Origin of the sequence: Embleya sp. NPDC059213 (genome assembly GCF_042754445.1) — a bacterium.
Classification (GTDB): domain Bacteria; phylum Actinomycetota; class Actinomycetes; order Streptomycetales; family Streptomycetaceae; genus Embleya.
In genome coordinates, this window is the sequence record NZ_JBHZAV010000116.1 from 1 (window position 1) to 12,983 (window position 12,983).

The following is a 12,983-nucleotide window of genomic DNA, read 5'->3' on the forward strand; positions in this document are numbered from 1 at the left end:
GGTCGCTCCGCCATGGCCGAGTTCCACATCGAGTTCAAGGACGCCGCCGGCAACAAGCGCGGCAGCAAGAACTACAGCGAACCGACCGACACCCACGCGCTGACCACCGGACGAAACCTGCTCACCTCCGCACACCGCACCAACAAGCGCATCGTCCTCGCCACCGTCTCCCGCCGCGTCCTCTTCCCCAGCCGCACCAAGGAGATCGCCGACCTGAAGGTCTGACACCACCCCGGGGCGGCCGACGGGCCACCGAACCCGACGACCGCCCCGGCCCCCGAGGGAATGGCCGCAGCCCGATGAAAGGAGGCATGCAGTGAGTGAGAAGAAGGCTCAGGCCACGATCCTGTTGGAGCTGATTCGGGAGCGATACCGCCCGCTCATGGGACAGGACGGCACGGCGTATGCGGTCCAGGTCGACGGGCCGTCCGTAGCGCTGCCGTTGACCGGGGTCGGCGGATTGCGGGTGCAGATGGCCCGGGTGTACACCGACGCTTGCGGCGGACAGGTCCCCGGAGCGGGCGCGCTGTCGGATGCCATCGCCGTGTTCACGGGAGAGGCGTACGCGTGCGATCCCGAGCCCGTCAACCTGCGGGTCGCCGCACACGGTGAAGCCGTCGTTCTCGACCTCGGCACCGCGGACGGGCGGTGCGTCGTCGCCACGGCGGACGGCTGGAGGATCGAACAGCGCTCACCGGTGCTGTTCCGGCGGACGAAGCTCATCGCACCGTTGCCGACCCCAGTAGCCGGGGGCACCATCGACGCGTTCCGGGCGCTGTTCAACGTCGCCGACGACGACTGGCCCCTGATCGTCGGTTGGATGGTCGGCGCGCTCCTGCCCGATCTGCCGTATCCCGTTCTCGGCCTGTTCGGACTTCGAGGCTCCGCCAAGTCGGTCGCGACTCGAATGATCGTGAACGCGATCAGCCCGTCACCGGCGCCGACACGGTCCACGCCCCGCGACGTGAAGGCGTGGATCATCGGTGCCTACGCCGGGTGGACCAGCGGCATCGACAACGTGTCCGTCATCTCGGACGAGTTCTCCGACTGGCTGTGCCGGGCCTCGACAGGCGAAGGCATGATCGACAGGGCGCTCTATACCGACAACGACGTGTCGGTGATCAGCTTCCGGCGACCGATCATCATCAACGGGATCGAACCGGTCGGCGGACAGGGCGACTTGGCCAACCGCTTGTTGCCGATCGACCTGTTGCCGATCATCGAATACAAGGACGAGCGGGACGTGTGGGCCGAATACGCCGAAGCGCTGCCCAGCGCGCTCGGTGCCCTGCTCGACCTCCTGTCGGCGGTGCTTGCCGGGCGGGACCACGTCACCACCGGTGGCGTCGCCCGCATGGCCGACTTCGCCCGGGTTCTCGCCGCGCTCGACCGCGCCACGGGCTGGAAGAGCCTGCCGCGCTACCTCGCACTCGCAAGTGCCACCGAAGCCGAGTCACTGTCCCAATTCGGCGAGGCACTGCGGGACTTCGCCGAGGCCACGCCCGGCGGACGGTGGACGGGCACCCCCACCCAACTGTGGGAGAACCTGACCCCGAAGGACGCCCACGGCGAACCCCGTCCGCCGAAGGACTGGCCGAACGTGCGACGCATGCGTGAACAGATCAAGCGCAACGTCCCCGCGCTGCGGGCCTTCGGCATCACGGTGGATCTCGACCAGCGGTCCGCCGACCGCAATCGCGAACGTCTGATCGTCCTGATCGACACCACGCGGACGACGACATCGGAAGGTGCCCGTATTTCATCGTCCGCATCGTCCGCGTCGTCCGCAACGGCACCTGACCAGCGAAAACGCGCGGACGATCCGACACCCCACATCGTCCGCGCGACGTCCGCATCGTCCACACGGGCGTGAGCTGCGGACGATGCGGACGGTCCTGCGGACGATGCGACGCCCCGTATCGTCCGCAGGCACACCCCCTCTGACCAGCACCTTCATGTTCGCGCGGACGGTGCGGACGATGCGGACGATGAAATGCAGGCACTTTCCGAAACGCGCTTTCCCGGGGCGGGGCCGCGACCCCTTCACCCGCAGCGGCGCCGGGACCAAGACCCGCGCCGGAGTCACCAGCCACAGGAGTGCACCGGTGAGTCGACCGAAGACGCTGAAGTTGCCCGATGTCCTGGACGAGTTGGACATCTCGCGCGCTTCGTTCTACCGGATGCGGGCCAAGGGGCTCGCGCCGAAATCCAAGAAGCTCCCGAACGGTCAGCTCAGGTTCCGCCGTGCGGACGTGGACGCCTGGTGGGCGTCCCTGAACGACTGACCGAGCAACCACGCCATCACTGCGGCCCGGTCCGGGTTACCGGACCGGGCCCTCCCATGAGGAAGTCAGCTTGCTCAAGCCATCGTTCAAGGTCCGCATCTGGGAACTCCGCGTCCACGAACGCGCCAAGGGGACGACGTACGAAGTCCGCTGGAAGGTCGGTGGCAACCCGTGCTCGAAGACCTTCAAGACCAAGGGACTTGCGGACAATCGGCGTGCCGAACTCTTGAAGTTCATCCAGGACGGCACCGCCTTTGACGAGATCAGCGGGTTGCCCATGCCGGAGGCTCGCGCCCTGGACGACGTCACCTGGTACACCCACGCTCGCGACTACATCGAGATGAAGTGGGACGACTCGCCGGCCAAGACGCGGACGACGTTGGCGGATGCGCTCGCGACCGCGACGCCCGTGCTGGTGGCGCACGGTCGACGCAAGCCGACGCCGGAAGCATTCCGGCTTGCGCTCTACGGGTGGGCGTTCAACGTGAATCGCTGGGATGAGGAGGCGCCGCCGGAGGTGGTGGAAACACTCCGGTGGGTCAAGAAGCACGCGCTTCCGATGAGCGCGCTGGACGACGCGATCGTCATGCGGAAGGTGCTGTCCGCGTTCGGGAAGCGGCTCGACGGCGACGCGGCGGCCCCTTCCACCGTGCAGCGCAAGCGGGCCATCTTCCACAACGCCCTGGGCTTCGCTGTGGAGACCCGCCGTCTGACCGCCAACCCGCTCGGAACGGTCCAGTGGACCGCCCCGAAAGTCTCCGAGCAGGTCGAGCCGGAGAACGTGGTCAACCCACGCCAAGCCGATGTGCTGCTTGATGCCGTGTACGCCGAGAGCGCCCGCGGTCGGCACCTGGCCGCGTTCTTCGGCTGCATGTACCACGCCGGGATGCGCCCGGCCGAGGTCGTGTGGCTGATGCGCAAGGACTGCGTGCTGCCCAAGCGCGGATGGGGCGTCCTGAAGCTGCGCGAGTCGCGTCCTCGGGTGGGGTCGGCCTGGACCGACGACCGGAAGTCTCACGACAAGCGCTCACTGAAGGGGCGCGCGAGGAAGGCGACACGCCCGGTGCCGATCCCGCCGGAGCTGGTGGCGATGCTCCGATGGCACGTGTACGTCCATGGCGCGGCTCCGGACGGGCGGCTCTTCCGCACCGCCCGCGGCGGCATGGTCCAGGAGAGCGGGTACGGCGAGGTGTGGCGACGTGCCCGCGTGGCCGCGTTCAGCGCCGAACAGGTGGATTCTTCCCTCGCCAAGCGGCCCTACGACCTGCGGCACGCGTGCGTGTCGCTATGGCTCAATTCCGGCGTCGACCCGACGGAGGTGGCCCGCCGCGCCGGGCACAGCGTGAACGTGCTGCTGCGCGTGTACGCCAAGTGCCTACCGGGCGTCGCCGAGCAGGCCAACCGCAAGATTTCGGAGGCTATGAGGCAGTGGCGGGCCGAAGGCTCGTGACGCGGTCGGGACGACCGGAGCGAGCTGCGTCCGTCCGGGATCCGTTCCACGCATGTTCCTCACCGGCTGAGCCACCCCCGAGATTTGGTGGGACAAGGTGAGACAAGCCACGCTTTTCAAGCATCGGCCTGTTTTCTCGAACGAAGAAGGCCCCTGGTCAGCGTTTCCGCTGATCAGGGGCCTTCTTCACGGTGTGGCGGGTGTTGGGTTCGAACCAACGTAGGCATACACCGGCAGATTTACAGTCTGCTCCCTTTGGCCGCTCGGGCAACCCGCCGTGTGCGCCTTGCGGCGCGACGGGACAACAATAGCGGACCACCCGGGGTGGTCCGCCACTCGGTATCGGATCGGGTGGGGGTGTGCGGTCGGGGTCGGGGTCGTGGGGGACGCTCTAGGGTGGTGGGGTTGCCTTTTTTCCCACTCAGATCCCACAGAAAGCGATTCCGAGCCTTGGCTGACTCCTCTTTCGACATCGTGTCCAAGGTCGACCGTCAGGAGGTCGACAACGCGCTGAACCAGACCTCGAAGGAGATCGCGCAGCGGTTCGACTTCAAGAACGTCGGCGCGCACATCGGCTGGACCGGCGAGCAGATCGAGTTGCGCGCCAACTCCGAGGAGCGTGTGAACGCGATCCTCGACGTGTTCCAGGGCAAGCTGATCAAGCGCAGCATCTCGCTCAAGTCGCTCGACGCCGGTGAGCCGAAGGCGTCCGGCAAGGAGTACAAGATCTTCGCGTCGATCCAGGAGGGCATCTCCCAGGAGAACGCGAAGAAGGTCTCCAAGATCATCCGCGACGAGGGCCCCAAGGGCGTCAAGGCGCAGATCCAGGGCGAGGAGCTGCGGGTGTCGTCCAAGAACCGGGACGACCTCCAGGAGGTCATCGCGCTGCTCAAGGGCAAGGACCTGGACTTCGCGTTGCAGTTCGTGAACTACCGCTGACCGAGGCCGTCGGCCTGCGGTGACGTGCGGCGGCGCGGTGGCGGCGGGCCCGGTGGTACCCGGGTCGAGGGCACAGCGAGGACGGGATCGCCGGGGACGGTGGGTCCACGGTCCTCGCTGTGCCCTTTGTGGTTCGCCCGGCCGGGCCGACCCCGCCACGCCCTATTGCTGCACGCGTTCCACCAGGGGGCCGCAGGCGTCGATGGTGTGGGCGTCGGTGCCGGTCAGGACGGTGGACAGGCGGGTGGGGACGGTGTCCTCCTCCAGACGGCCGGTGAAGCCCGCGTGCAGGACGCGGAGGGCGTCCTCGTAGGCGAACGGGGCCAGGTGCGCGCCGGTGGAGAGTTGCTCCCGGGCGATCGCGAACATGGTCAGCGCGTGCCGGCGGAAGCGGGCGACGCGGCCGGTGGGCGGCACGGGCCAGCGGGCGACGATCGTGCGGTAGGTGTCCTCGTACCGGTCCAGCGAGTCGAGTTGGGCCGCCGCGCCGCCGGACAGGCTCGAATCGACCGGTTCCCGGTGATAGACCACACCCGGCTCGGACAACCGGGCGAACGACCAGCCCCGGTCGTGCACCAGCCGCAGCCACAACGACCAGTCGACCAGGAGCGGCAGTTCGGGGTCGAAGCGGAACCAGGACGCGGGCGCGGTGTGCGCGGGATTGCGCGCGACCACGGCGGTGGTCGGCACGAAGTTGGCCACCGAGAGCATGTCCGGGTCGTACGGGAAGTCGTAGTGGTACGCGCTGCCCGGCGTCTCGCCCGGCATCGTCCGGTCGCCGCTGAGGATGCAGTCCGCGTAGATCGCGTCCGAGCCGGTGCTCTCCAGCGCGGCCAGGGCCCGGTCCAGGTGGCCCGGCAGGTACATGTCGTCGTCGTCGAGGAAGGCGACGAAGCGCCCGGTGGCGATCTCCAGACCGGCGTTGCGGGCCGCGGCCGGGCCGCGTGAGCGGGGGAAGGAGAGCAGTCGTACGGTCATCCCCCGGACGCCCAGCGGCAGCACCCCCGCGACGTCCGCGCCGCCGTCGTTGACCACGACGACCTCGATGTCCCGCATGCCCTGGAGGGCCACGCTGCGCAGGGCATCGGCCAGCAGGGCCGTGCGGTCGCGGGTCGGAACGATGACACTGACCGTCGCCGCCACGGCAACCTCCGCGCTTCCCGATGGGGTTCGTTTCCCGGTGGGGTCCATTCCCGGTGCAGTGCGTCTACCCGGGCCTACCGGGACATATCGACACACCGGGAGCGCGGCTACAGCGGTTGCGGCGGGTCTCCCTCGTACGAGATCACGCGATTGGCCTGTCCGGGCCCAGCGCCGGCCGGTCGACCAAGGGCCGCCCGGACGGCCGTCCGTACAGCCGTCCGGGCTCGGACGGCGGGGTCGCCCGGTGGGCGCCGGGCCCGGACGGCGGGTGCGGTGGTCCGGTCAGACGCCCACGTGCATCGGGTCGTCGGTCGAGACGATCTCGCGGCCCAGCGGGGTGAGCGAGACCGGGATGAGCTTGAAGTTGGCCAACCCGAGCGGGATGCCGATCACCGTGATGCACAGGATGACGCCGGTGACCAGGTGGGCGAGCGCCAGCCACCAGCCGAACAGCACGATCCACAGGATGTTGCCGAGCAGCGACCCGGCGCCGGCGTCGCGCCGCCACTCCACCCGACGACCGAACGGCCACAGCGCGTAGGCCGCGATCCGGAAGGAGGCGATGCCCAGTGGGATGGTCACGACGAGGAAGAACAGCAGAAAGCAGACAATGCCGGCGATGGCGTAGCCGATGGCCAGCCACAGGCCGGAGAACACGAGCCAAATGATGTTCAGGACAGTTTTCACGGACTTGTTCTACCCCGCCCCGCGTCCGCTGACGTCCCCCGCAGGACTGACGGTCGGGGCCGAAGGTCGGGACGGACGGCCCACGACCCACGACCCACCCGAGCCCGAACCCGCCGAGCGGCGGCCCCCGTCAGTGCCCCGCCATCGCCTCGAGCCGGGCGATCCGGTCCGCCATCGGCGGGTGCGTCGAGAACAGCTTGCTCATCCCGCCCGCGCCGCGCCGGAACGGGTTGGCGATCATCAGCGAGCTGGTGGTCTGCAACTTCGGCTCCGGCGGCAGCGGCAGCGCCTGGGTGCCCGCGTCCAGCTTGCGCAGCGCGCTCGCCAGCGCCATCGGGTCGCCGGTGAGCCGGGCCCCGGAGGCGTCCGCCTGATATTCACGCGAACGACTGACCGCCAACTGGATGACACTCGCCGCGAGCGGGCCCAGGATCATGATCGCCAGCATCCCGAACAGGCCCGGACCGTCGTCGTCGTTGCTGCGGCCGATCGGGATCAGCCACGCGAAGTTGACCAGGAACATGATCACGCTGGCCAGCGCGCCGGCCACCGACGAGATCAGGATGTCCCGGTTGTAGACGTGCGACAGCTCGTGCCCGATCACCCCGCGCAACTCGCGCGCGTCCAGGATGCGCAGGATGCCGGTCGTACAACACACCGCCGCGTTGCGCGGGTTGCGGCCGGTGGCGAAGGCGTTCGGGGCCTCGGTGGGCGAGATGTACAGCCGCGGCATCGGCTGCCGGGCGTCGTTGGAGAGCTCGCGCACGATCCGGTACAGCTCGGGGTTCTCCGCCTCGCTGACCGGGCGCGCGCGCATCGAGCGCAGTGCGATCTTGTCGCTGTTGAAGTAGGCGTAGCCGTTCGTGGCCAGGGCCACGAACAGGGCGATGATCAACCCGGTCCGACCGAAGAAGCTGCCGACGACCAGGATGAGCGCCGACATGCCGCCGAGCAGTACGGCGGTCTTCAGTCCGTTGTGCTGGCCGTGCACGGCAGAGTCCTCTCGCAAGCGTCCCAGGGGTGACAATGCGGGTCCTTGCGGAATATCCGCCGGCTTGTCGCCCTCTGCCCGTTGTCTCTTCTTTCGCAACGGGACAACGCCTCGCAGAGTTCCCTCCCGGAGCGGGCATAACCCCCGCTCCGGGGCCGGAACCGCAGGTCAGCCCAGTAGACCCGGCACGGTGAGCACGTGCAGCACCACCTGTGGCGCGACCGAGAGCAGCACCCCGAGCGCCCCGGTGACCACCAGTGCGGCGACCAACGGGGCCGGCGTGCGAACCGCGCCGTCGACCGCGCCGGACCGGCCGCCCGCGGGGCTCGGCGGCCCCGGTAGGGCGGGCGCGAACAACTGCGCGGTCCACACCAGGTAGTAGTACAGCCCGATCACCACGTTGACCGCCATCACCACCGCGAGCCAGCCGGTGCCGGAGTCGATCACCGCCTGGAACACGGTCACCTTCGCGAACAGCCCGGCCAGGCCCGGCGGGATGCCGGCCAGGCACAGCAGGAAGAACGCCATCGCCGCAGCGCCGACCGGACGCGAGCGGAACAGCGCGCGGTGATCGGAGACCAGGCCGCCGCGCTCGCGCGCCACCAGGGTCACCACCGCGAACGCGCCCAGGTTCATCACCGCGTACACCGCGAGGTAGGCAACGGCCGCGGGCAGCGTGTCGGCCAGGTCCTCGCCGTGCCCGGCGGCGGTTCCGAACGGGACCAGCACGTAGCCCGACTGGGCGATCGAGGACCACGCCAACAGCCGCACCGCGTCCGTCTGGCGCAGTGCGGCCACATTGCCCGCGGTCATCGTCGCCGCGGCGAGCACCGCGAGCGCCGGACCCCAGATGTGCGCGTACGGCCGGAAGGCGATGCCGGCGACCAGGAGCAGTCCGGCGAAGCCGGCGGTCTTGGAGACCACGGACAGGTAGGCGGCGACCGGGATCGGCGCGCCGCGATAGGTGTCCGGCACCCAGAAGTGGAACGGCACCGCCGCGACCTTGAAGGCGAACCCGACCATGGTCAACATCGCGCCGGTCGCGGCCACCGCGGTCAACCGCGGATCCAGCCGCTCCAGGTCGGCCGCGATCCTGGCCAGGTGCACGCTGCCGGTGCTCCCGTAGACCAGGCTCACGCCGAACAACATCACCGCCGTCGCGGCCACGGACAGCAGGAAGAACTTCAGGGCCGCCTCGCCGCCCGGGCCGTCCCGGCGCAGGCCCACCAGCGCGAACGCGGGCAGCGACAACGTCTCCAGGGCGACCACCAGGGTCAGCAGGTCGCGCGCGCCGGCCAGCGCGACCGCGCCGGTCACCGAGGACAGCAGCAGGAAGTGGTACTCGCCGCCGGGCACCTCGCCCTCGGTCTCCCCCGTCCTGGGCACCGAGGACATCGGCATCGACAGCAGCACCACCACGACCGCCGAGCCGAGCAGCACCAGTTGCAGCACCAGGGTCAGGTCGGTGACCACGTACGAGCAGCCCGACGGCGAGCAGAAGGTGCCGCGCGCAGCGGAGTCGTCCCTGTGCAGCGGCAGCAAGGACACCAGCGCCGCGCCGAGTCCGGCCAGGGTCAGCCAGGGCAGCACGGCCTTGCGCGCACCCTCCAGGAACAGGTCCGCGAGCAGCACCACGAGGGCCGCGACCGCGACCGCGACCACCGGCCCGATCGCGAGCCAGTCGATCGACTGGACGTCGAACGGCATGTCAACTGCCTCCCATGAGGGCGCGCACGGCCGGGTCGGTGATCGCGAGCACGGTGGCCGGCCACAGGCCGGCGAGCAGGGTCAGCGCGACGAGCGGGGTCCACACCACGACCTCGCGGCCGGTCACGTCGACCTCCGGCCGGCCCGTCGGGGCCTCGCCCGCCGGGCCCATGCACAACCGGCGGACCAGACCGAGCATGTAGGCCGCGGTCAGCACGGTGCCCAGGCCGGCCAGGACCAGGAAGGTCCGGTAGCCGCCGGTGGACAACCCGGCCGCGGGCTCGTACGCGCCGTACATCGCGAGCAGTTCGCCCCAGAACCCGGCCAGCCCGGGCAGCCCGAGGCCGGCCACCGCGCCGAACGCGACGAGCGCGCCGAGCCGGGGGGTGCGGCCGTACATCCCGCCGCCGAGTCGGCCCAGCAGCGCGGTGCCGTGCCGGTCCTTGACCGCGCCGGCCAAAAAGAACAGCAGGCCGGTGACCAGGCCGTGGCCGATGTTGACGAACAGCGCGCCGTTGACGCCCTGCGGGGTGAGGGTGGCGATGCCGAGCAGCGCGAAGCCCATGTGGCCCACCGACGAGTAGGCGATGATGCGCTTGAGGTCGCCGTCCGGGTCACGCAGCAGCGCCAGGCACACCAGCGAGCCGTACACGATGCCGACCACGCCGAACGCGGCCAGATACGGCGCGAACGTCTCGGCGCCCTCCGGCAACATCGGCACCGCGATCCGGATCAGGCCGTAGGTACCCATCTTGAGCAGCACGCCGGCCAGCAGCACGGAACCGGCCGTCGGTGCGGCGGTGTGCGCGTCGGGCAGCCAGGTGTGCAGCGGCCACATCGGCACCTTGACCGCCAGGCCCAGACCGATCGCCAGGAACGCCAGTACCTGGACGCCGTGCGACATGCCCGCGCCGTGCCGCTCGGCGAGTTCGACCATGTCGAAGGTGCCGGTCTTCGCCTGGATCAGCAGGAAGCCGAGCAGCATCACGGCCGAGCCGAGCAGCGTGTACAGGATGAACTTGTACGAGGCCGGGCCGCGTTCGCCCGGACTTCCCCAGCGGTTGATGAGGAAGTACATCGGGACCAGGACGACCTCGAAGAAGAGGAAGAACAGGATCAGGTCCAGCGCCGCGAAGGTGCCCAGCGTGCCGGTCTCCAGGAGCAGGAACAGCGCGACGAACGCGCGGGCGTCGCCTCCGGGCGGAATGTTCCACAGGCTGTGGACGGCGACCAGCAACGTGAGCAGCGCGGCGAGCAGCAGCAGCGGCAGCGAGATGCCGTCGATGCCCAGGTGGAAGCGCAGGCCCAGCGAGGGCGCCCAGGACACGTCGGTCTCGAACTGCATCCCGCGCCCGCGGTCGAAGTCGCACGCGAGCAGCACGGCCCCGACCAGGGCCGCCGCACTCGCGCCGACGCCGACCAGTCGGGCCGCGCGATCTCCGACCCCGGGCAGGGCGAGCAGGGCGGCGCCGAGCAACGGCACGGCCACGACGAGGATCAGCACGACGCTCACCGCGAGGTCTCCTGGGCATGAGAGGGCGTCGGGGGCAACGATCGCGCGCGGGTCACGAACCCACCGCCACGGCGACGGCGAGCACGACCACGCCCGCGAACAGGCCGGTCAGGTAGAGCCGGGCGTTGCCGTTCTGGCCCCGGCGAATCCCGCCGCCGAGCAGCCACGCGCTCTGCGCGGCGCCCTCGACGTAGGTGTCGACGACGGCCGTGTCCGCGAACCGGGCCGCCCTGGCGGCGAGTCGGACCGGGGTCAGGACCAGCGCCGCGTACAACCGGTCCACGTCGAACCCGCGCAGCGCCGGACCGCGCAGCCGACCCGGCATCCGGGCCGGATCGGCGGCCGGGTCGCGCCGCCACGACGCGGCGACCGCGCCGGCGCCCAGGACCAGGGCGAGCAGCGCGAGCACGGTGGTCCACAGGTGCGGGGCCAGGTCGGGATAGCCCAGGTCGCTGCCGAAGGGCGGCAGGCCCGGGAACGCCACGAAGCCGAACAGCACGGTGGGCACCGCGAGCACGATCAGCGGCCACACCATCGCGGCGGGCGCCTCACCCGCGTGCGCGGGCCCGCCGTAGTCCGCCGCGTCCGCGTGCGCGGGCACCTCCGCGCCGGCCGCGCCCTCGCGGGTCGGCCCGAAGAACACCCGCAACCAGACCCGGGTCGCGTAGGCCGCGGTCAACACGGCGGTGAGCAGCCCGGCCACCAGGACCAGCCAACCGGCCACCGTCGGGACCGAGCCGTGCCCGGCGGCGGTGTGCTCGGCCGCGCCGAGCACCGCCTCCTTGCTGAAGAAGCCGGCGAACGGCGGCACGCCCGCGAGTGCGGCGAGCCCGGCGGTCATGGTCCAGAACGCGATCGGTGCCCGGCGTCGCAGCCCGCCCATGCCGGCCAGCGCGCCGGTCCCGGCGACGTGGACGGCCACCCCGGCGCCGAGGAAGAGCAGCGCCTTGAACGCGCCGTGCGAGAGCAGGTGGAACACCGCCGCGTCGCGTCCGCCGACGGCGAGCCCGCCGGTCATGTAGGCGAGTTGGCCGACCGTCGACCAGGCGAGCACCCGCTTGAGGTCCTCTTGGGCGAGCGCGGCCAGGGCCGAGCCGATCATGGTCACCGCGGCCAGCACCGCGAGCACGATCAGCGTCGCGTGCGCGGCCAGGAAGGCCGGGTACAGGCGGGCCACCAGGTAGGCGCCGGCGGCGACCATGGTGGCCGCGTGGATCAGCGCGGACACCGGGGTCGGGCCGGCCATCGCGTCCGGCAACCAGGTCTGCAGGGGCACCTGGGCGGACTTGCCCGCGACGCCGCCGAGCATCAGCAGGGTGCCCGCGGTGACCCAGCCCGCGCCGCCCTCAGGCACCGCGGCGAGCACGTCGCGGATCCGGAACGAGTCGGCGCCCGCGGCGAGCACCAGGATGCCGATCAGGAACGGCACGTCGCCGAGCTTGGTGACCACGAACGCCTTGATCGAGGCCGAGCGGGCCGCTTCGGTCTCCCAGTGGTGACCGATCAGGAAGTACGAGCAGACGCCCATCACCTCCCAGCCGACCAGGAGCACGATCAGGTCGCCGGTGTACACGACGAGCAACATCGCGGCGGTGAACAACGACACCAGCGCGGCGTAGGACGAGTAGCGCGGGTCCCGACGCAGGTAGGCGGCCGAGTAGACCTGGACCAGCAGCGCGACTGCGGTGACCAGCACCGCGGACAGCGCCGCGAGTCCGTCCACACGCAGCCCCAGGGTGATGTCCAGGGCGCCGGTGGGGGTCAGCCGCACCGCCGAATCGCGCACGTCGTCGCCGATGCCGGCGGCCACCGCGATCGCGAGGCCGCAGGCGACCAGGGCGGCGGGTACCGCGATCAGGACCGGGCGCACCCGGCGGCCGAGGAACAGCCCGAGCAGGGCGGCGAGCGCGGGCAGGCCGGTGGCCGTCGCGGCGGCGACCGTCATACCGATCCCTCCTTGTGCTCGGCGAGCTCGCGCAGTTCGGGAATGTCGGTGGTGGCCCGGTTGCGGTAGACCAGCAGCACGATCGCCAGGCCCAGGCCGATCTCGGCGGCGGCGATGGTGATCACGAACAGGGTCAGCGCCTGACCGGCGTGCAGCGTGTCGCGCAGGTACATGTCGAACGCGACCAGGTTGACGTTGACCGCGTTGAGCATCAGCTCGATCGACATCAGGACGAGGATCGCGTTGCGGCGCGCGATCACCCCGTAGAGCCCGATGCCGAACAGCAGGACGGCGAGGACGAGCGGGTAGACCAGATGCATCGC

Annotated in this window: 12 protein-coding genes and 1 tRNA gene; 5 read left to right on the forward strand and 8 right to left on the reverse strand. The window is 70.4% G+C overall.

Annotation, left to right across the window (positions count from 1 at the left end; all coding sequences use genetic code 11):
• The 4 genes from ACFXMF_RS32560 to ACFXMF_RS32575 form a co-directional block, all read left to right on the forward strand.
• A partial coding sequence (locus ACFXMF_RS32560) for a hypothetical protein (RefSeq protein WP_380020919.1) occupies positions 1–225 on the forward strand: 225 nt, incomplete at its 5' end.
• A 91-nt stretch (positions 226–316) separates the two neighbouring features.
• Entirely contained in the window at positions 317–1,873 is a 1,557-nt protein-coding gene (locus ACFXMF_RS32565) for an ATP-binding protein (protein ID WP_379991040.1), read from the forward strand.
• Between the two features lie 232 nt (positions 1,874–2,105).
• Positions 2,106–2,285 (forward strand): helix-turn-helix transcriptional regulator, encoded by a 180-nt coding sequence (locus ACFXMF_RS32570; protein WP_379991041.1) that lies wholly within the window; start codon positions 2,106–2,108, stop codon positions 2,283–2,285.
• A 70-nt stretch (positions 2,286–2,355) separates the two neighbouring features.
• Positions 2,356–3,735: a tyrosine-type recombinase/integrase gene (locus ACFXMF_RS32575; protein ID WP_379991042.1), complete on the forward strand. Its 1,380-nt coding sequence runs from the start codon at positions 2,356–2,358 to the stop codon at positions 3,733–3,735.
• Positions 3,736–3,929: 194 nt separating this feature from the next.
• Here ACFXMF_RS32575 and ACFXMF_RS32580 read toward each other — a convergent pair.
• Positions 3,930–4,012 (reverse strand) — tRNA-Tyr (locus tag ACFXMF_RS32580).
• Between the two features lie 173 nt (positions 4,013–4,185).
• Here ACFXMF_RS32580 and ACFXMF_RS32585 point away from each other — a divergent pair.
• Complete coding sequence (locus tag ACFXMF_RS32585) at positions 4,186–4,674, forward strand: YajQ family cyclic di-GMP-binding protein (RefSeq protein ID WP_360308675.1); 489 nt, start codon at positions 4,186–4,188, stop codon at positions 4,672–4,674.
• Positions 4,675–4,836: 162 nt separating this feature from the next.
• Here the strand turns inward: ACFXMF_RS32585 and ACFXMF_RS32590 are convergent, their stop codons facing one another.
• The 7 genes from ACFXMF_RS32590 to nuoK all read right to left on the reverse strand — a co-directional run bounded on the left by ACFXMF_RS32590 (position 4,837) and on the right by nuoK (position 12,980).
• Positions 4,837–5,817 (reverse strand): glycosyltransferase family A protein, encoded by a 981-nt coding sequence (locus ACFXMF_RS32590; protein ID WP_360308671.1) that lies wholly within the window; start codon positions 5,815–5,817, stop codon positions 4,837–4,839.
• Between the two features lie 282 nt (positions 5,818–6,099).
• Positions 6,100–6,504, reverse strand: coding sequence for a YccF domain-containing protein (locus ACFXMF_RS32595; RefSeq protein ID WP_360308668.1), 405 nt, complete (start codon positions 6,502–6,504; stop codon positions 6,100–6,102).
• A 130-nt stretch (positions 6,505–6,634) separates the two neighbouring features.
• Positions 6,635–7,495, reverse strand: coding sequence for a zinc metalloprotease HtpX (htpX, locus tag ACFXMF_RS32600; RefSeq protein ID WP_360308665.1), 861 nt, complete (start codon positions 7,493–7,495; stop codon positions 6,635–6,637).
• Positions 7,496–7,663: 168 nt separating this feature from the next.
• The gene (locus ACFXMF_RS32605) at positions 7,664–9,202 is read right to left on the reverse strand and encodes an NADH-quinone oxidoreductase subunit N (RefSeq protein WP_360308662.1); all 1,539 of its coding nucleotides are present in this window, start codon (positions 9,200–9,202) and stop codon (positions 7,664–7,666) included.
• A 1-nt stretch (position 9,203) separates the two neighbouring features.
• Positions 9,204–10,715, reverse strand: a complete 1,512-nt coding sequence (locus tag ACFXMF_RS32610; protein WP_360308659.1) for an NADH-quinone oxidoreductase subunit M — start codon at positions 10,713–10,715, stop codon at positions 9,204–9,206.
• Between the two features lie 52 nt (positions 10,716–10,767).
• Positions 10,768–12,666: an NADH-quinone oxidoreductase subunit L gene (locus tag ACFXMF_RS32615; protein ID WP_379991044.1), complete on the reverse strand. Its 1,899-nt coding sequence runs from the start codon at positions 12,664–12,666 to the stop codon at positions 10,768–10,770.
• Positions 12,657–12,980, reverse strand: a complete 324-nt coding sequence (gene nuoK / locus ACFXMF_RS32620) for an NADH-quinone oxidoreductase subunit NuoK (RefSeq protein ID WP_360308653.1) — start codon at positions 12,978–12,980, stop codon at positions 12,657–12,659. Before nuoK ends, ACFXMF_RS32615 begins: the two co-directional genes overlap by 10 nt.
• Positions 12,981–12,983: the final 3 nt, after the last annotated feature.

Coding starts and splice junctions, on each gene's coding strand:
- ACFXMF_RS32605 (WP_360308662.1), bottom strand. CDS start 9,202: ATGCCGTTCGACGTCCAGTCGATCGACTGGCTCGCGATCGGGCCGGTG.
- nuoK (WP_360308653.1), bottom strand. CDS start 12,980: ATGCATCTGGTCTACCCGCTCGTCCTCGCCGTCCTGCTGTTCGGCATC.